At 40.7% G+C, this 17,480-nt stretch carries 34 protein-coding genes; all 34 read left to right on the top strand.

Annotated features, from left to right (window positions below; genetic code table 11):
- Positions 1–84 precede the first annotated feature (84 nt).
- The 34 genes from rpsJ (at position 85) to ACAN52_RS11880 (ending at position 17,478) form a co-directional block, all read left to right on the top strand.
- On the top strand, positions 85–396 hold the full coding sequence (gene rpsJ / locus ACAN52_RS12045; protein WP_007937730.1) for a 30S ribosomal protein S10: 312 nt from the start codon (positions 85–87) through the stop codon (positions 394–396).
- Between the two features lie 15 nt (positions 397–411).
- Positions 412–1,053, top strand: coding sequence for a 50S ribosomal protein L3 (gene rplC, locus ACAN52_RS12040; protein ID WP_378955033.1), 642 nt, complete (start codon positions 412–414; stop codon positions 1,051–1,053).
- Between the two features lie 81 nt (positions 1,054–1,134).
- The gene (gene rplD, locus ACAN52_RS12035; RefSeq protein WP_378955032.1) at positions 1,135–1,764 is read left to right on the top strand and encodes a 50S ribosomal protein L4; all 630 of its coding nucleotides are present in this window, start codon (positions 1,135–1,137) and stop codon (positions 1,762–1,764) included.
- Entirely contained in the window at positions 1,764–2,051 is a 288-nt protein-coding gene (rplW, locus tag ACAN52_RS12030) for a 50S ribosomal protein L23 (RefSeq protein WP_378955030.1), read from the top strand. The genes rplD and rplW overlap by 1 nt, the downstream gene beginning before the upstream one ends.
- Positions 2,052–2,081: 30 nt before the next feature.
- A complete protein-coding gene (rplB, locus tag ACAN52_RS12025) occupies positions 2,082–2,915 on the top strand; it encodes a 50S ribosomal protein L2 (protein ID WP_378955029.1) in 834 nt (277 codons plus the stop codon).
- 44 nt (positions 2,916–2,959) lie between these two features.
- On the top strand, positions 2,960–3,241 hold the full coding sequence (gene rpsS / locus ACAN52_RS12020) for a 30S ribosomal protein S19 (RefSeq protein WP_378955028.1): 282 nt from the start codon (positions 2,960–2,962) through the stop codon (positions 3,239–3,241).
- Between the two features lie 33 nt (positions 3,242–3,274).
- Positions 3,275–3,607: a 50S ribosomal protein L22 gene (gene rplV, locus ACAN52_RS12015; protein WP_378955027.1), complete on the top strand. Its 333-nt coding sequence runs from the start codon at positions 3,275–3,277 to the stop codon at positions 3,605–3,607.
- 22 nt (positions 3,608–3,629) lie between these two features.
- Positions 3,630–4,298, top strand: coding sequence for a 30S ribosomal protein S3 (gene rpsC / locus ACAN52_RS12010; protein ID WP_378955026.1), 669 nt, complete (start codon positions 3,630–3,632; stop codon positions 4,296–4,298).
- Positions 4,298–4,753 carry a 50S ribosomal protein L16 gene (rplP, locus tag ACAN52_RS12005; protein ID WP_378955025.1) on the top strand — a complete coding sequence of 152 codons (456 nt, stop codon included), beginning with the start codon at positions 4,298–4,300 and terminating at the stop codon, positions 4,751–4,753. Before rpsC ends, rplP begins: the two co-directional genes overlap by 1 nt.
- Positions 4,743–4,946 carry a 50S ribosomal protein L29 gene (gene rpmC, locus ACAN52_RS12000; protein ID WP_378955024.1) on the top strand — a complete coding sequence of 68 codons (204 nt, stop codon included), beginning with the start codon at positions 4,743–4,745 and terminating at the stop codon, positions 4,944–4,946. The genes rplP and rpmC overlap by 11 nt, the downstream gene beginning before the upstream one ends.
- A 48-nt stretch (positions 4,947–4,994) precedes the next feature.
- Entirely contained in the window at positions 4,995–5,252 is a 258-nt protein-coding gene (gene rpsQ / locus ACAN52_RS11995; RefSeq protein ID WP_378955023.1) for a 30S ribosomal protein S17, read from the top strand.
- Between the two features lie 64 nt (positions 5,253–5,316).
- Positions 5,317–5,685, top strand: coding sequence for a 50S ribosomal protein L14 (gene rplN / locus ACAN52_RS11990; protein WP_378955022.1), 369 nt, complete (start codon positions 5,317–5,319; stop codon positions 5,683–5,685).
- Positions 5,686–5,702: 17 nt separating this feature from the next.
- Positions 5,703–6,041 carry a 50S ribosomal protein L24 gene (gene rplX / locus ACAN52_RS11985; RefSeq protein WP_378955021.1) on the top strand — a complete coding sequence of 113 codons (339 nt, stop codon included), beginning with the start codon at positions 5,703–5,705 and terminating at the stop codon, positions 6,039–6,041.
- 25 nt (positions 6,042–6,066) lie between these two features.
- Positions 6,067–6,606: a 50S ribosomal protein L5 gene (gene rplE / locus ACAN52_RS11980; RefSeq protein WP_378955020.1), complete on the top strand. Its 540-nt coding sequence runs from the start codon at positions 6,067–6,069 to the stop codon at positions 6,604–6,606.
- A 15-nt stretch (positions 6,607–6,621) separates the two neighbouring features.
- Positions 6,622–6,807, top strand: coding sequence for a type Z 30S ribosomal protein S14 (locus ACAN52_RS11975; RefSeq protein WP_378955019.1), 186 nt, complete (start codon positions 6,622–6,624; stop codon positions 6,805–6,807).
- 26 nt (positions 6,808–6,833) lie between these two features.
- Positions 6,834–7,232, top strand: a complete 399-nt coding sequence (gene rpsH / locus ACAN52_RS11970; RefSeq protein WP_378955018.1) for a 30S ribosomal protein S8 — start codon at positions 6,834–6,836, stop codon at positions 7,230–7,232.
- Between the two features lie 24 nt (positions 7,233–7,256).
- A complete protein-coding gene (rplF, locus tag ACAN52_RS11965) occupies positions 7,257–7,808 on the top strand; it encodes a 50S ribosomal protein L6 (RefSeq protein WP_378955017.1) in 552 nt (183 codons plus the stop codon).
- Positions 7,809–7,834: 26 nt separating this feature from the next.
- The gene (gene rplR / locus ACAN52_RS11960; RefSeq protein ID WP_378955014.1) at positions 7,835–8,203 is read left to right on the top strand and encodes a 50S ribosomal protein L18; all 369 of its coding nucleotides are present in this window, start codon (positions 7,835–7,837) and stop codon (positions 8,201–8,203) included.
- Between the two features lie 18 nt (positions 8,204–8,221).
- Positions 8,222–8,725: a 30S ribosomal protein S5 gene (gene rpsE / locus ACAN52_RS11955; protein WP_378955013.1), complete on the top strand. Its 504-nt coding sequence runs from the start codon at positions 8,222–8,224 to the stop codon at positions 8,723–8,725.
- Positions 8,726–8,737: 12 nt separating this feature from the next.
- Complete coding sequence (rpmD, locus tag ACAN52_RS11950) at positions 8,738–8,923, top strand: 50S ribosomal protein L30 (protein WP_378955011.1); 186 nt, start codon at positions 8,738–8,740, stop codon at positions 8,921–8,923.
- A 20-nt stretch (positions 8,924–8,943) separates the two neighbouring features.
- Positions 8,944–9,384, top strand: coding sequence for a 50S ribosomal protein L15 (rplO, locus tag ACAN52_RS11945; protein WP_378955063.1), 441 nt, complete (start codon positions 8,944–8,946; stop codon positions 9,382–9,384).
- Positions 9,385–10,641 carry a preprotein translocase subunit SecY gene (secY, locus tag ACAN52_RS11940; protein ID WP_378955010.1) on the top strand — a complete coding sequence of 419 codons (1,257 nt, stop codon included), beginning with the start codon at positions 9,385–9,387 and terminating at the stop codon, positions 10,639–10,641.
- Between the two features lie 18 nt (positions 10,642–10,659).
- On the top strand, positions 10,660–11,307 hold the full coding sequence (locus ACAN52_RS11935; protein ID WP_378955009.1) for an adenylate kinase: 648 nt from the start codon (positions 10,660–10,662) through the stop codon (positions 11,305–11,307).
- 2 nt (positions 11,308–11,309) lie between these two features.
- Positions 11,310–12,056, top strand: a complete 747-nt coding sequence (gene map, locus ACAN52_RS11930) for a type I methionyl aminopeptidase (protein WP_378955008.1) — start codon at positions 11,310–11,312, stop codon at positions 12,054–12,056.
- 21 nt (positions 12,057–12,077) lie between these two features.
- Positions 12,078–12,350, top strand: a complete 273-nt coding sequence (locus tag ACAN52_RS11925; RefSeq protein ID WP_378955061.1) for a 50S ribosomal protein L14 — start codon at positions 12,078–12,080, stop codon at positions 12,348–12,350.
- Positions 12,351–12,374: 24 nt separating this feature from the next.
- A complete protein-coding gene (gene infA / locus ACAN52_RS11920) occupies positions 12,375–12,593 on the top strand; it encodes a translation initiation factor IF-1 (protein ID WP_378955007.1) in 219 nt (72 codons plus the stop codon).
- A 78-nt stretch (positions 12,594–12,671) separates the two neighbouring features.
- Positions 12,672–12,785, top strand: a complete 114-nt coding sequence (rpmJ, locus tag ACAN52_RS11915; protein ID WP_378955006.1) for a 50S ribosomal protein L36 — start codon at positions 12,672–12,674, stop codon at positions 12,783–12,785.
- 14 nt (positions 12,786–12,799) lie between these two features.
- Complete coding sequence (gene rpsM, locus ACAN52_RS11910) at positions 12,800–13,171, top strand: 30S ribosomal protein S13 (RefSeq protein ID WP_378955005.1); 372 nt, start codon at positions 12,800–12,802, stop codon at positions 13,169–13,171.
- A 17-nt stretch (positions 13,172–13,188) separates the two neighbouring features.
- The gene (rpsK, locus tag ACAN52_RS11905; RefSeq protein WP_378955003.1) at positions 13,189–13,581 is read left to right on the top strand and encodes a 30S ribosomal protein S11; all 393 of its coding nucleotides are present in this window, start codon (positions 13,189–13,191) and stop codon (positions 13,579–13,581) included.
- A 26-nt stretch (positions 13,582–13,607) separates the two neighbouring features.
- Positions 13,608–14,243 (top strand): 30S ribosomal protein S4, encoded by a 636-nt coding sequence (gene rpsD, locus ACAN52_RS11900; protein WP_378955002.1) that lies wholly within the window; start codon positions 13,608–13,610, stop codon positions 14,241–14,243.
- A 93-nt stretch (positions 14,244–14,336) separates the two neighbouring features.
- Positions 14,337–15,296: a DNA-directed RNA polymerase subunit alpha gene (locus ACAN52_RS11895; RefSeq protein WP_378955001.1), complete on the top strand. Its 960-nt coding sequence runs from the start codon at positions 14,337–14,339 to the stop codon at positions 15,294–15,296.
- A 14-nt stretch (positions 15,297–15,310) separates the two neighbouring features.
- The gene (gene rplQ / locus ACAN52_RS11890; RefSeq protein WP_378955000.1) at positions 15,311–15,649 is read left to right on the top strand and encodes a 50S ribosomal protein L17; all 339 of its coding nucleotides are present in this window, start codon (positions 15,311–15,313) and stop codon (positions 15,647–15,649) included.
- 147 nt (positions 15,650–15,796) lie between these two features.
- A complete protein-coding gene (locus tag ACAN52_RS11885) occupies positions 15,797–16,630 on the top strand; it encodes an energy-coupling factor transporter ATPase (RefSeq protein WP_378954999.1) in 834 nt (277 codons plus the stop codon).
- Positions 16,621–17,478, top strand: coding sequence for an energy-coupling factor transporter ATPase (locus ACAN52_RS11880; protein ID WP_378954997.1), 858 nt, complete (start codon positions 16,621–16,623; stop codon positions 17,476–17,478). Before ACAN52_RS11885 ends, ACAN52_RS11880 begins: the two co-directional genes overlap by 10 nt.
- The last annotated feature ends 2 nt before the right edge of the window (positions 17,479–17,480 follow it).

The raw sequence follows: 17,480 nt of genomic DNA, 5'->3' as shown, positions 1-17,480 counted from the left end.
CGTGAAAGGTTGCCTACACGCTGTAGGGGGAATTTTCACGGAGAATGTCCGTTCTAGAAACTGGGCGATATAGGAGGAAATACAATGGCTAAACAACAAAAAATTAGAATTCGTCTTAAAGCATATGATCATAAAGCACTTGATCAAAGCGCGGTGAAAATAGTAGATACTGCTAAAAGAACAGGTGCTATGGTTTCCGGACCAATTCCACTTCCTACGGAAAAAAATATTTTCACTGTTCTACGTTCACCACATGTCAATAAAGACTCCCGGGAGCAATTCGAAATGCGTACCCACAAACGTCTAATTGACATTCTTGAGCCGACTTCCAAGACCGTTGATGCGTTAATGCGTCTGGATCTTCCGGCTGGCGTGGACATTGAAATCAAGCTGTAGGAGGAGGTGTAAATAATGGCTAAAGTAATTTTAGGTAAAAAACTTGGTATGACGCAAATTTTTACTGCTGATGGTAAAATGGTTCCTGTAACTGTTGTAGAAGCGGGACATGGCGTAGTACTGCAAAATAAAACTGTTGAGAATGATGGCTACAATGCAGTGCAATTGGGTTTTGGCACTGTTAAAGATAAAAAAGTTACTAGCCCGATGAAAGGTCATTTTGACAAAGCAGGCGTTAAACCTGTTAAATTCATCCGCGAAGTAAGATTAGCTGCTCCTTCTGAATATGTTGTTGGGCAAGAAATTGCTGTTGACGTATTTGCAGAAGGTGACATAATCGATGTAACTGGTGTTGCCAAAGGTAAAGGTTTTGCTGGTGTTATCAAACGTTGGAACTTTAGACGTGGACCAATGGCCCATGGTTCTAAATCACATCGTGAGCCTGGTTCCATGGGACCACGTATGAGTGGTGGCGGCGGTAAAGTCTTTAAAGGTAAAAAATTACCTGGTCGTATGGGTGGTCAAAAAGTAACTCTACAACGTCTAACTATCGTTAGAGTTGATGCTGAGCGTAATTTGATCTTGATTAAAGGTGGTATTCCTGGCCCTAAAGGTAACTTTATGATGATCAAGAGTACTGTAAAACCTAAGAAATAATCGCGAGGGTTCGCGGATTTAGGGCTAGTGTTACACAGTTCAAGATCTCGAGCCTCGCACCACGAAAGGAGGATGTGCTATATGCCAATAGTAGCAGTATATGATATCACTGGAGCAAAAACCAGTGAATTAGAATTAAATGATAGTGTTTTTGGTGTAGACGTTAATGAAGCCGTATTACACCAAGCTGTAGTAATGCAACTGGCTAGCCAACGTTTAGGTACAGCTTCAACAAAAACTAGAGGTTTTGTACGCGGCGGTGGTAAAAAGCCATGGAAACAAAAAGGCACAGGTCGTGCTCGTGCTGGTAGTATTCGTTCCCCATTGTGGGTTGGTGGTGGTACTGTATTTGGTCCACACCCACGCTCTTATGCATTTAGAATGCCACGCAAACAACGTCGCTTAGCGATTAAATCTGCGTTAACAGCTAAATTGCAAGATGGAGAATTAGTAGTATTGGATGGAATTAACTTTGATGCACCTAAAACTAAAAGTGTATTAAAATTAATGAGCGACTTTAATGTTTCGAACAAAAAGGTTTTGATCGTGACCGCAGAAATGCTGGAAAACGTAGAAAAATCAGCTCGTAACATTCCTGGCGTTAAAGCCATTCCAGCTTCTAGTAGTCTTAATGTATACGATCTTTTGTATCATGACAAAGTGTTCGTTACTAAAGATGCAATTACTCGTATTGAGGAGGTACTAGCCTAATGCAAAATTTGCGTGATGTACTGATTCGCCCCCTTGTTACCGAGAAAACCAATGCTATGATGCAAGACAATAAATATACTTTCGTTGTGCCACTTAAAGCCAATAAAGTACAAATTCGTCAAGCCGTTGAACAGATTTTCAAAGTAAAAGTATTGGCTGTTTATACCATTCGTGTAATGGGTAAAACCAAACGTATGGGCAAAACTGAGGGTAAGCGTCCAGATTATAAAAAAGCAATCGTGAAACTGGCTCCTGGTCAGACGATAGAGTTCTTTGAAGGTGTATAACCTGACAATTTTTTAAAAGGAGGGGCAACAATGGCAGTAAAAAGCTTTAAACCTTATACTCCAAGTAGAAGGTTTATGACTGTGTCTAGTTTCGATGAAATTACCACAGATAAACCAGAACGTTCGTTAATTGAGCGTCTTCAACAACATGCTGGTCGTAATAACCAAGGTCGCATGACTGTTAGACATCAAGGCGGCGGTCATAAACGTCAATACCGCGTGATTGACTTCAAACGTAATAAAGATGGAATTGTAGCACGTGTAGCTACAATCGAATATGATCCTAATCGTTCCGCTAATATTGCATTATTAAATTATGTAGATGGCGAAAAACGTTATATTTTGGCTCCAAATGGCCTTAAAGTTGACGATAAAGTGATGAGTGGTCCTGAAGCGGATATCAAAGTTGGTAATGCGTTACCAATCAAAAATATTCCTGTAGGTACTTCCCTTCATAATATTGAGCTTAAAATCGGCAAAGGCGGACAATTGGTTCGTTCAGCTGGTGGATCAGCACAACTTATGGCTAAAGAAGGCGAACATGCTCTTCTAAGATTACCTTCTGGCGAAATTCGCAAAGTGCATATTAATTGTAAAGCGACAATTGGTCAAGTTGGTAATTTAGAACATGAAAACATCACTAGTGGTAAAGCTGGTCGGTCCCGTTGGCTCGGAATTCGCCCTGCAAACCGTGGTGTGGCCATGAATCCTTGTGACCATCCACATGGTGGTGGTGAAGGTCATTCACCTGTTGGTCGTAAACATCCTGTTACTCCTTGGGGTAAACATGCAATGGGTGTTAAAACACGTCGTAATAAAACATCTGATAAGATGATTGTAAAAAGACGTACAAAAAATAAATAAAGCCTAGCATAAGGCTAACCGGATAGAGAAGGGAGGCTAATCAAGTGTCCAGATCAATTAAAAAAGGACCTTATGTTCATGCAAGTGTAATGAAAAAAATTATCGCTATGAACGAAGCTGGCGAGAAAAAGGTTTTCAAGACCTGGTCGCGTAGTTCTACCATTCTTCCCAATTTTGTAGGACATACTGTTGCAGTACATGATGGACGTAAACACGTTCCTGTTTACATGACTGAAGATATGGTAGGTCATAAACTGGGTGAGTTTGCACCTACTCGCGCGTACAAAGGTCATGCAGGTTCAGAAAAATCCACATCATTACGGTAATTGGGTGATAGTTACTGGAAAGGGGGCTAGTATATGGAAGCTAAAGCAATTGCTAGACATATTCGCATTGCTCCACGTAAAATTAGAGTCGTTATCGATCTAATTCGTGGGAAAAACATCGGTGATGCGTATGCAATTTTAAAACATACGCCAAAAATAGGGTCTGAAATTCTTTTAAAACTATTGGAATCAGCTATTGCAAATGCAGAGCATAATTATGATATGAACTCTGATAAACTATTTGTTGCCGCTGCGTATGTTGACCAAGGACCTACCTTGAAACGCATTCATCCGCGGTCTCGTGGTCAAGCTTTTAAAATTTTAAAACGCAGCAGTCACGTGACACTTGTTGTAAAAGAAAGATAACTGGTGAAGGAGGGAAAACAAAGTGGGTCAAAAAATTCATCCTCATGGACTACGACTTGGGATCATCAAAACTTGGGATGCCAAGTGGTATGCTGGTAAAGATTTTGCGGACAATTTACACGAAGATTTGAAAATCCGTAAATTTATTAAAACAAAAGCTTTTAGTGCTGGCGTATCAAAGCTAGTTATTGAGCGGGCTTCTAATCGTGTTAAAGTTATTATTCATACAGCAAAACCTGGTATGATTATCGGCCGTGGTGGCGCTGGTATTGAAGAAATGAAAAAGAATTTAAAACAGCTTACTGGTAAGCAAATTGACATAAATATTGCTGAAGTTAGACAGCCAGATATGGATGCTCAATTAGTTGCGGAAAATATTGCGGCTCAATTAGAAAGACGCATTGCCTTCCGTCGTGCTATGAAGCAATCAATTCAACGCACTATGCGTATGGGTGCAAAAGGTATTAAAGTAATGGTTGGCGGTCGTTTAGGTGGAGCTGAGATTGCTCGAAGTGAATCTGCTCGTGATGGTAGTATTCCACTTCACACTCTTAGAGCTGATATTGACTATGGCACAGCTGAAGCACATACAACTTATGGCCTAATCGGCGTAAAAGTATGGATTTACAAAGGTGAAGTTTTGCCAGAAGTTAAAAAAGTCGCTGCCGCTGTTGAAGGGAGCGAAAAATAATGCTACTGCCAAAAAGAGTGAAACATCGTAAACAATTCCGCGGTCGTATGAAAGGTAAAGCCCAAAGAGGCAGTACCGTTAGTCATGGCGAGTTCGGTTTGGCGGCATGTGAACCAGCTTGGATCACTAATCGTCAAATAGAAGCAGCTCGTATTGCAATGACTCGTTACATTAAACGTGGTGGTAAAGTTTGGATCAAAATATTCCCAGACAAACCGATCACAGCTAAACCAGCCGAAACTCGCATGGGTAGTGGTAAAGGTTCCACAGAATACTGGGTAGCGGTTGTAAAACCTGGTCGTGTAATGTTTGAAATGGACGGCGTTAGTGAAGAAGTGGCTAAAGAAGCTATGCGCTTAGCTGCTCACAAACTTCCTATTAAAACAAAGTTTGTTAAACGGGAAGCTGTTGCTGAACCGCAAGAAGAAGTGGGTGGTGAAGTAAATGAAGGTTAAAGACTTCCGCGAAATGAACGCAACTGAACTTAACCAGAAAATATCTGTACTCAAAGAAGAGCTATTTAACCTTAGATTTCAACTTGCTACCGGTCAGTTGGAAAATCCAATGCGGATCAAAGAAGTCAAAAAGACCATTGCCCGCGTGAAGACAATTCAGCGTGAACAGGAAATCAAAGTCAATCAAGGGTAGCATTCGAATCGACGTTCTTAATTAAGAACGGAAGGAGGCTAATTGTACGTGAGTGAAAGAAATGATCGTAAAGTAAAGATCGGTAAAGTCGTTAGCGACAAAATGGATAAAACTGTTGTTGTAGCAATTGAACGTTTAGTACAGCATCCGCTTTACAAAAAATCCATTAAAAAAACAGTGAGATTTAAAGCCCATGATGAAAACAACGACAGCCATACTGGCGATATCGTATCCATCATGGAAACTCGCCCGCTGTCTAAAGATAAGCGTTGGAGAGTTGTAGAAGTTCTTGAAAGAGTTAAATAGGTGAGGTTTGGAGTTCGCAGTTCGTAAGGACCTCGAATAAGAGCCTCGATAAGGAGGGAATAGGATGATTCAACAACAATCAATCCTTACTGTTGCTGATAATAGTGGTGCGAAACAAATCATGTGCATCAGGGCACTCGGCGGTTCATTCCGTAGATATGCCAACATTGGTGATATTATTGTTGCGGCAGTAAAATCTGCTTCTCCCGGCGGTGCCGTTAAAAAAGGTGATGTAGTAAAAGCCGTAGTTGTTCGTTCAAAAAAAGGCTTACGTCGTCCTGACGGTTCTTACATCCGTTTTGATGAGAATGCTGCAGTTATCATTAAAGAAGATAAAAGCCCTAAAGGTACTCGTATATTTGGGCCAGTAGCGAGAGAACTGCGTGAGAAAGATTTTATGAAGATAATCTCGCTGGCGCCGGAAGTAATCTAAGTTAGGAGGTATCCGGAATGTCAGAAGCCAAAAAATTACACGTCAAAAAAGGCGATACAGTTGTTGTTTTGACAGGTAAAGACAAAGGTAAATCGGCTAAAATTATTGAAGCATTACCTAAAAAAGGCAAAGTCCTAGTGGAAGGCCTTAATACAGTAAAGCGTCATACTAAGCCATCACAAAACATGCCACAAGGTGGTATTATTGTGAAAGAAGCCTTAATGCATTCGGCAAAAGTCATGTTGGTTTGTCCAGCTTGCAATCAGCCTACTCGCATTAAGAAATCCCCACTTGCAAATGGAGCTATGGCTCGCGCTTGTAAAAAATGTGGCGAAATCATCGATAAAGATAAATAATCACGCAGAAAGGAGGTAACTACACTTGTCCAGAATGAAAGATAAATATAATGATGAAGTAGCTAAAGGCTTGATGGAAAAATTTAGCTACAAAAACGTTATGGAAATCCCTAAGATTGAGAAAGTTGTTATAAACATGGGTGTTGGTGAAGCAGTCAGCAATCCTAAGATCTTGGATGTTGCAGTGAATGACATGATGACAATTGCCGGTCAAAAGCCGGTAGTAACTCGTGCTAAAAAATCAATCGCAGCATTTAAAATCCGTGAAGGTATGCCAATCGGCGCTAAAGTTACCCTGCGTGGAGAACGTATGTATCAATTTTTAGATAAATTGTTAAACATTGCGTTGCCGCGTGTGCGTGACTTCCGTGGCGTAAGCCCTAAATCTTTTGATGGTCGTGGTAATTATACTATGGGTATCAAAGAACAACTGATTTTTCCTGAGATTGAATATGATAAAATTGATAAAATCCGCGGAATGGATATTATCATCGTAACCACTGCAAAAACGGATGAAGAAGCACGTGAACTGTTAAAGCTTATGGGCATGCCGTTCAGTGCGTAAAGAGGAGGGACACTCGTGGCCAAGAAAGCAATGATTGAAAAATGGAAGCTGGAACCAAAGTTTAGTGTACGTAAGTACAATAGATGTAAGGTTTGTGGTCGTCCACATGGTTACTTACGTAAATTTGAAATGTGCCGTATTTGCTTTAGGGAATTGAGCTATAAAGGTGTCATTCCTGGAATAACTAAGGCTAGCTGGTAGATTAACAGGAAGGAGGTTATGTTTAAATGGTAATGACCGATCCAGTTGCAGATATGCTTACTCGTATTCGTAATGCAAACTCGGTTTATCATGATAAAGTAGAAATCCCTGCTTCAAAAATTAAGCAAGCAATTGCTCAAGTTTTAAAAGCTGAAGGTTTTATTAAGGATTTCGAAGTTATTAAAGATGATAAACAAGGCGTATTGAGAGCGAGCTTAAAATATGGTCCTAATCGTGAAAAAGTAATCACAGGAATTAAACGTATTTCTAAACCAGGTTTACGTGTATATGTAAAAAGCGAGCAAATGCCTCGTGTATTAGGTGGACTTGGGATTGCAATTATTTCAACTTCCAAAGGAATCATGACTGATAAACAAGCACGTCGTGATGGTCTTGGTGGCGAAGTATTAGCTTTCGTCTGGTAATTTTTTTGTTAAGGAGGTGCACATATGTCAAGAATTGGTAGAATGCCGATTGCTATCCCTGCAGACGTAACTGTGACGATTGATGAAAGCAATTTGGTATCTGTAAAAGGACCGAAAGGTGAATTGACTCGTGCCATTCATAAAGATATGATACTTACATTAGAAGATAGTGTTCTTGTTGTAGCAAGACCTTCTGATGAAAAAGAACATAGATCTTTGCACGGATTAACTCGTACTTTACTGTCCAATATGGTTGAGGGTGTTACTAAAGGCTTTACTAAAACTCTTGAAATTGTCGGCGTTGGTTTCAGAGCGGCAAAAGTAAATGGTAAATTAGCTTTGACTTTAGGTTTCTCCCATCCACTAGAAATTGAACCACCTACAGGCATGGGAATTGACGTTCCTGCTCCAAATAGGATTGTTGTTTCTGGTATTAATAAAGAAGATGTTGGCGCATTAGCAGCTAAGATCCGTAAATATAGAGAGCCAGAACCGTATAAAGGTAAAGGCGTTCGTTATGAAGGTGAAGTTGTTCGTCGTAAAGCTGGTAAAGCCGGCGGTAAAGGCAAGAAGTAAGATTTTAAGCGGAAGGAGTGACCACTTTGATTCGTAAAGGAATTAAAAACAAAGCTAGGCAAAAACGCCATCTGCGCGTGCGTAAGACTGTAACAGGTACTGCCGCAAGACCACGCTTGAATGTATTTCGCAGCCTGAGCCATATTTATGCTCAAATCATTGATGATGTTACTGGAACTACAATAGTTGCAGCTAGCACTATGGATAAAGATTTAAGTATAGCTAATGGATATGGCGGTAATATTGAAGCAGCTAAAGTTGTAGGTGCAGCAGTTGCTACACGTGCTTTGGCTAAAGGTATTAGCAAAGTGGTATTTGACCGTGGTGGTTATATCTATCATGGTAGAGTAGCAGCTTTAGCCCAAGCAGCACGTGAAGCTGGGCTGGAATTTTAAGCAAAAGGAGGTAAATGAATGTCCAAGATGATTGATTACACAACTCTCGATTTAAAAGAGAAAGTTGTATTCATAAACCGAGTTGCTAAAGTAGTAAAAGGCGGTCGCCGCTTTTCATTCAGTGCATTGGTAGTTGTCGGTGACGAGAACGGCCATGTTGGCGCTGGTTTGGGTAAAGCTGGTGAAGTACCTGAGGCAATCAGAAAAGGTGTTGAAGATGCGAAAAAGAATCTGATCACTGTTCCTTTAAGAGGCACAACGATTCCTCATCAAATCTTAGGCGTATTTGGTGCTGGTAAGGTATTCATGAAACCTGCATCAGAAGGTACTGGCGTTATCGCTGGTGGTCCAGTTCGTGCCGTACTTGAACTTTCAGGGATTCATGATATTTTGACTAAATCCTTAGGTTCTAATAACCCTAATAACATGGTACGTGCAACACTAACTGGTTTGCAACAGTTGAAACGTGCAGAACAAGTAGCAGCACTTCGTGGTAAAACCGTTCAGCAAATTCTGGGTTAAGGAGGAATTATAATGGCAACACTCAAAATCACTCTTACCAGAAGCCTGATCGGCAGACCAGAGGATCAAAGAGCTACTGTAAAGGCCCTGGGATTGAAAAAAACAAATAGTTTCGTGATACAAGATGATACTCCGGTCATTCGTGGAATGGTTCGTAAAGTAGAGCATCTTGTGACAGTTGAAGAAATACAAGACTAATTTGAGAGGAGGTGCTAATGATGAAATTACATGAATTAGCTCCTGCGCCTGGTTCGAGAAAAGTTCGTACTCGTGTAGGTCGAGGTCTAGGTTCTGGCCTTGGTAAAACTTCAGGTAAAGGTCATAAAGGTCAGAATTCTCGTGCTGGCGGCGGTACTCGCCCTGGTTTTGAAGGCGGTCAAATGCCTCTTTACCGTAGATTGCCAAAACGTGGTTTTTATAACAAGTTTAGCAAAGAGTACGCAGAAGTAAATGTTTCTGAACTTAATCGTTTTGAAGAAGGCGCAGTGGTTGACCCTGTAGCTCTAATTGAAGCTGGCGTATTAAAAAATGTTCGTGATGGTATTCGCATTTTAGGTAATGGCGAAATCACTAAATCACTTACTGTAATCGCTAACGGCTTTACCAAATCAGCTGAAGAGAAAATCATTGCTGCTGGCGGAAAAGTCGAGGTGGTATAAGTGCTTTCAGCTCTGTCCAATATACTAAAGATTACTGAGCTTAGAGAAAAGGTAGTTTTTACCCTGGCTATGTTTTTAGTATTTAGAGCCGGTACTCATATTCCAGTTCCTGGAGTTGATGTTTCGGTTATTGAACAAATGTTTACTAGTGGTAACCTGTTTGGTCTGCTGGATTTGTTCTCAGGTGGAGCATTGAGCAAGTTTTCAGTGTTTGCAATGAGCATTACCCCGTATATTAATGCTTCGATTATTATGCAACTTTTAACCGTTGTTGTTCCAAAGTTTGAACAATGGGCTAAAGAAGGCGAGGATGGTCGTAAGAAAATAACGCAAGTTACTCGTTATGGCACCGTGCTACTCGGCTTTGTTCAAGCAATTGGTATGGCTATTGGTCTTAAAGCAGCTATTATTAATCAAGGTGTTGGTTCGATTTTACTGATTGCATTAACACTTACTGCAGGAACTACCTTCCTGATGTGGCTCGGCGAGCAAATTACAGAAAAAGGTATTGGTAATGGCATTTCGCTAATTATCTTTGCCGGTATTGTATCGAGATTACCCGATGGCATTTATGTCATCTATCAATATCTCGCAGCAGGTACAATTAACCTATTTAATGTATTGCTATTCTTATTGATTGGTGTGGCGATGATTGTTATGGTAATCGTCATTTCTCAAGGTCAACGTAGAATTCCTGTCCAATACGCAAAACGCGTAGTTGGTCGTAAGACATATGGTGGTCATTCCACTCATATTCCGCTAAAAGTTAATCAAGCGGGAGTAATACCAATAATCTTTGCGTCATCTGTGCTGATGTTTCCAGTAACCATTGCCCAGTTTGTTAATATCCCCTGGGTAAAAACCGTGGCAGATTGGTTTGCGTGGGGTACACCGCTACAAACATTCTTGTATGCAGTGCTTATCATTTTTTTCACGTATTTCTATACTGCGGTTACTTTGAACATATCAGATATGGCAGAGAACATGAAAAAATACGGTGGTTTTATTCCAGGACTGCGCCCGGGTAAACCAACTGCTGATTATTTGGATCGAGTTATGACTAGAATCACTCTTGCAGGTTCTGTGTTCCTTGCAGCAATTGCTATATTACCTAATTTTATAGCAGCAGTGACGAACATTCCTGGAGTTTATTTTGGTGGAACTGCCCTTTTAATTGTGGTCGGCGTGGCACTTGATACAATGAAACAGATAGAGGCACTTGTTCTCATGCGCCACTATCAAGGTTTCATGAAGTAGTAGGGAGGAGGCCTTGCAATGTACATCCTATTAATGGGACCGCCTGGGGCTGGTAAAGGTACGCAGGCGGCTGAACTGGTTGCAGAGTTTCATATCCCTCATATTTCAACTGGTGATATGTTTCGGGCAGCCGTTAAAGAAGGAACTGAACTTGGCAAGCAGGCGAAAGCCTGCATGGATGCTGGGCAATTAGTACCTGATAGTATTACTATCGGGATAGTAAAAGAAAGACTAGCGAAACCCGATTGTCACAAAGGTTTTATTCTGGATGGGTTCCCGCGCACAATTGAGCAAGCGAATGCTTTAGATTGTACGTTAACTGATTTAGGAATAGAGCTTGATCGCGTTATCAATATTAATGTTCCAGTAGAAGAATTAGTCAATCGCATGACTGGTCGTCGTATCTGCAAAGGTTGTGGCGCTACTTTCCATGTGACATTTAATCCTTCAACAACTGGCGTTCAATGTGATAAATGCAACGGGGAACTATATCAGCGTGCTGATGATACGGTCGAAACGGTTACAAAGCGTTTGACAGTATACAGTGATCAGACTAAGCCTTTGATTGACTACTATCAAGATCAAGGTCTTTATAGTGAAATCGATGGACGTCAGTCGATTGAAAAGGTACTTTCTGATATAGTAACTAGCCTGAGAGGCGAATAGGTATGATCATCCTTAAATCAGAGCGGGAAATAAACTACTTGCGTGATGCTGGTAGAATAGTGGCTGAAACCCATGCTGAAGTGAAAAAAGCTGTTAAACCCGGAGTCACTACGCTGGATCTGGATCAGATCGCCGAAAAATATATTATAAGTCGTGGTGCTATCCCTGCTTTTAAGGGATATCACGGCTTTACGGGGAATATTTGTTCTTCAGTAAATGAAGAAGTTGTACATGGCATTCCAGGATTAAGAAAGTTAAAAACTGGAGATAATATTAGTATTGATATCGGAGCGGTAATCAACGGATACAATGGTGATGCTGCGATTACTGTCCCTGTCGGTGAAGTTGATGCTGAAGTACAGAAACTTCTGGATGTTACAGAAGAATCTTTATATAAAGGTATTGAACAAGCCGTCATTGGTAATCGGTTAAGCGACATTTCTCATGCCGTTCAGAATCACGTTGAACAATATGGTTTTGGTGTTGTTCGTGATTATGTTGGGCATGGTATTGGCCGGAGTATGCATGAAGACCCACAGGTGCCTAATTATGGAAACCCTGGCCGTGGCCCACGATTAAAGGCTGGTATGACTCTGGCGATTGAGCCAATGGTCAATTTGGGCACATATGAAGTAAAGACACTTGACGATGGTTGGACGGTTGTAACTCTTGACGGCAAGCGCTCAGCGCATTTTGAACATTCTATTGCCATCACTGACGGTAAGCCGGAGATTCTGACTAAGTTATAGGAGGCAGCTCTGGTGTCAGTAATGAATATATCAATTGGCCAACTTGTTACAAGCAATGCCGGACGTGATCAAGCAAGTATTTATCTGGTGGTAGGGATTAAAAATCAGTATCTTTTACTGGTAAACGGTAGAGAGAGAAAAATTAAAAATCCTAAACAGAAAAATATCCGACATGTTAATGTTCTTAAATCTATTGCCCAAGGTGTGGCGGAAAAACTTCAATCTGGTATGAAAATTACGGATGAAGAAATCCGCCAAGCCATTAAGGTTTTATACAAACCAGATAATCTGTGATAAGCGGACTAGGAGGGATATCTCGTGTCCAAACAAGATGCAATTGAGGTTGAAGGTACGGTTCTTGAAGCCTTGCCTAATGCCATGTTCCAGGTCAAACTGGAAAATGAGCATGTCGTACTGGCGCATGTATCAGGTAAGATCCGCATGAACTTTATCCGGATTTTGCCTGGGGATAAAGTCACTGTAGAACTTACGCCTTATGACTTAAAGCGTGGCCGCATTACCTACCGTTTCAAATAGCGGATTCGTAAGAAAGTTGGCTTTCGATATAATATTGATTGCGCGAGTTCGTGAATATATGAAAAGGAGGACTGGCAAATGAAAGTAAGAGCGTCGGTCAAGACCATTTGTGAAAAATGTAAGGTAATCAAACGCAATGGACATGTAATGGTGATTTGCGAAAATCCTAAACATAAACAAAAGCAAGGATAGGAGGTGTACTATACATGGCACGTATTGCCGGAGTAGATTTACCACGTGATAAAAGAATTGAAATCGCTTTAACATATATTTTTGGTATTGGTCTTACGACTTCCAAAGAAATCATCGCTGCTACTGGGATTAGTCCTGATACACGCACTCGTGATTTAACTGAAGAAGAGGTAGTAAAACTACGTGAGACAATTGATAAAGGCTATAGAGTGGAAGGCGATTTACGTCGTGAACAGTCACTCAACATTAAACGCCTGATCGAAATCGGTTGCTATCGTGGTAAACGTCATCGTATGGGTCTTCCTGTACGCGGACAACGTACTAAAACGAATGCTCGGACTCGCAAAGGTCCTAAGAGAACCGTTGGGGCGAAGAAAAAGAAATAGTAGAGGAGGGATAAAGATTGGTTGCTAAGAAAGTTATTAGACCTAAAAGAAAAGAACGCAAAAATATTGAATATGGTCAAGCTCATATTCGTTCTACTTTTAATAATACGATCGTGACAATTACCGATACAAAAGGTAATGCGCTTTCATGGGCGAGTGCTGGTGGACTTGGTTTCAGAGGTTCTCGTAAGAGTACTCCATTTGCTGCACAAATGGCTGCAGAAACAGCTGCTAAAGCAGCAATGGAACATGGCCTTAAGCATGTTGAAGTATTTGTAAAAGGACCAGGCTCAGGCCGGGAAGCAGCCATTAGATCACTGCAAGCATCTGGTTTGGAAGTAAGTTCCATTAAAGATTGCACACCAGTACCTCATAATGGATGTCGCCCACCTAAGCGTAGAAGAGTATAAAAAGTTTCGGGAGGTGTTAAATATACATGGCTAAATATACAGGACCTGTTTGTCGATTATGTCGTCGTGAAGGCGTAAAATTATATCTTAAAGGCGAAAGATGCTATACTGATAAGTGTGCATTCGCTAAACGTGCTTTTGCTCCTGGTCAACATGGTCAAGGACAAACTCGTAAAAAAGTTTCCGAATATGGTGTTCAGCTGAGAGAAAAACAAAAAACACGTCGCGTTTATGGCATTTTAGAAGGCCAATTCCGTGGCTATTTTGGTAAAGCTGATCGTCAAAAAGGCATTACTGGTGAAAACTTACTAGTATTGTTAGAAAGAAGATTAGATAATGTGGTGTTCCGTCTTGGTTTTGCAGCAAGCCGTATGCAAGCTAGACAATTGGTTCGTCATAGACATTTTCTTGTGAATGGTAAACGCGTCGATATTCCATCTTACTTGCTGAAAGCTGATGATGTGATCTCGGTACGTGAAACAAGCAAAGAATCACCACTTATTAAAGAAGTTGCTGAAAACTTTGCTAATAAAACACTACCAGCTTGGTTGGAAAGATCAGCTGAAGAAATGATGAGTGGTAAAGTATTGCGCTACCCCACCCGTGAGGAAATTGATACTCCAGTCCAAGAACACTTTATTGTTGAATTGTACTCCAGATAATCAATGTATGTTTTTAACATTTAATCCTAATTTATGCCCTCGGCCGTGGGTATGGCGTAACGTAATAGTGCGTAAAGAGGAGGGTTTTTCCAGATGATCGAAATCGAAAAACCGAAGATTGAGATAGTGGAGATAAGTGAAAATAACCGTTATGGAAAGTTTGTATGTGAGCCTCTTGATCGTGGTTATGGTACAACTCTAGGTAACAGTTTGCGTCGGATCTTGTTGTCTTCCCTTACGGGAGCAGCAATTACATCTGTCAAAATTGATGGTGTTCTTCATGAATTTTCCACAATTCCTGGTGTTCGGGAAGACGTTACCGACATTATCTTGAATTTAAAAACATTGTGTTTAAAAATGCACACTGATGAACCTAAAATTCTAAGGATTGAAGCTCTTACTGAAGGTGAAGTTACTGCAGGCGATATTATTGCTGATCCAGATGTAGAGATTCTTAATCCAGAATTGCATCTAGCAACTGTTGATGCTAGTGGTTCACTAAAAATGGAATTAACCGTAGAACGTGGTCGGGGCTATGTTCCTGCAGATAAGAACAAAAAACCTGATCACGTGATTGGTATTATTCCGATCGATTCTATTTTCTCGCCAATTCAGAGAGTTAACTATCAGATTACGGATACTCGTGTCGGGAACGTCACAGATTACGATAAATTAACTCTGGAAGTATGGACTGATGGTAGTTTGCGCCCAGAAGAAGCTGTTAGTAAATCAGCCAGCATTATGGTGGCTCATTTAAAACTGTTTCAGAATTTGGCTGGCATTCTCCCTGAAGAAGAAGTTACTGATGGAACATTTACCGAAGTCGTTGAAGATAGTAACGCTAAGACATTAGATATGACGATTGAAGATTTAGATCTTTCCGTTCGTTCTTATAATTGTTTGAAACGTGCTGGAATCAATAATGTATCTGATTTGGTACAAAAATCTGAAGATGATATGATGAAGGTGCGTAACCTTGGTCGTAAATCAATGGAAGAAGTAAAGAAAAAACTAATCGAATTAGGCCTTGGGCTTAGTGAAGATGAAGAGTAGGGGGAGGGAAGAAAATGGGCTATAGAAAGTTAGGACGGGACTCTAGTGCGCGTAAAGCGTTGTTCCGCAGCATTTTAACTTCCTTCTTTGCATACGAGCGTATTGAAACAACAGAAGCAAAAGCTAAAGAAATCAACGGTCTTGCCGAAAAATTGATTACATTAGCTAAGCGAGGCGATCTGCATGCTCGTCGCCAAGTGTTATCATACCTCATGGCTGAAGAAGTAGTTACAAAATTGTTTGAAACAATTGCTCCTAAATATGCTGATCGTCAAGGTGGCTATACTCGTATTATGAAATTGGGACCGCGTCGTGGAGATGCTGCACCAATGGTAATATTAGAGTTGGTCTAAATCTTACAATTGGGCCAGGTGACAAGGGCTATAACTTGGCCTAGTTGCCTGGTTATTGTGGTATATAGGGAAACGGCGACCTGTACGGGTCGCCGTTATTTCTAATAAAGGCTATTTTATCGTAAGAGATAAAAAAGGGGTAACTATATGGAAAAGTTTATTGTTGTGAAAGATATGTGCCATAATTATACTGCCCATGATGGTAGTCAAGTATCGGCACTTGATCATATAAATCTATCCATCGATAGTGGTGAGTTTGTCGCCATTATTGGTACAAATGGTTCTGGAAAATCAACCCTAGCAAAACATTTAAATGCCTTATTAGTACCGAGTAGCGGTCAATGTTTAATCGATAATCTTGATACAACTGATCATAATAATATTTGGGATGTTAGGCACAAAGTTGGTATGGTATTTCAAAATCCTGACAATCAAATTGTTGCCACAGTCGTAGAAGAAGATGTTGCTTTTGGTCCAGAAAATCTCGGCGTAGAAGCAGGAGAAATTCGAAAAAGAGTTGATGCCGCATTAAAAGTAGTCGGAATGGAAGATTATCGTCACCATAGCCCCCATTTATTATCTGGCGGTCAAAAGCAGCGGATAGCAATTGCAGGTGTATTAGCGATGCATTCTAATTGTTTGGTTTTAGATGAACCGACAGCTATGTTAGATCCTAAGGGGCGGCAGGAAGTTTTATCTACTGTATGCCAACTGCATCAAGAAAAGAAGATAACGATCGTTTATATTACTCACTTTATGGAAGAGGCCGTTGTTGCTGATCGTGTTGTTGTCATGAACCAAGGTAAAGTCGTGATGGAAGGTTCACCAGCTGCAATCTTCAGCCAAGTCACTTACTTAAAAGAATTAGGACTTGATGTACCCGTAGCCGCCGAAATGGCATATCGTTTGCGTGAACATAATTTAAAGATACCAGAGGGAATTATTACTGATGAAGAACTGGTGGTGGCGATATGTCCATAATTTTAAAAGATGTTACATATACATATATGGCAAAGACGCCTTATGAAAAATCAGCAATTAAAAATATTAATCTTGAAATAAGGCCTGGAGAATTTCTTGGCATTATTGGCCATACGGGATCTGGTAAATCCACCTTATTACAACATTTAAATGGTCTATTGAAACCAACAACAGGGAGCATCACTGTAGAAGGGGAAAATATTAATCATAAAGGTGATGCAGCACGTCTTGCTAAGCGTAAGGTCGGTATGGTATTTCAATATCCCGAACACCAATTATTTGAAGAAACAGTGTATGATGATATCGCTTTTGGCCCTCGTAATATTGGCATTGACGAAGCAGAAGTTGACCGTCGAGTCAAAAAAGCGATGGATTTTGTCGGTCTTGATTATAACCAGTTTGCGAAACGGACTCCTTTTCAACTCAGTGGTGGGCAAATGCGACGAGTGGCTATTGCTGGAGTGATTGCTTTAGAACCTACTTATTTAATATTGGATGAACCTTCTGCTGGCCTTGATCCTCGTGGGCGTGATGAAATATTTAGTCAGATTATTAAAATGTATCAGAGTACTGGTATTACAGTAGTGTTAGTATCGCATAATATGGAAGATATAGCGCGTATGGCCAATCGACTGCTCGTCATGAATGGTGGGGAAATTAGTTTAGATGGCTCACCAACGGATATTTTTCGTGATTCCCAGGTACAGCTCAAAGAAGCAGGCGTTGATGTACCGCCGCTTACGGTTCTCATGAATCGTTTGAATCAACATGGCTTAGCTGTTGATCATACCGTAGTAGCCATGGATGCTGCTGTCGACAGTGTGCTTACAGTCGTAAGGGGGCTTTAGAA

Source organism: Pelosinus sp. sgz500959 (assembly GCF_042610375.1).
In the GTDB taxonomy this organism is placed as follows: domain Bacteria; phylum Bacillota; class Negativicutes; order DSM-13327; family DSM-13327; genus CTSoil-075.
This window is presented reverse-complemented; position numbering and strand designations above follow the sequence as displayed.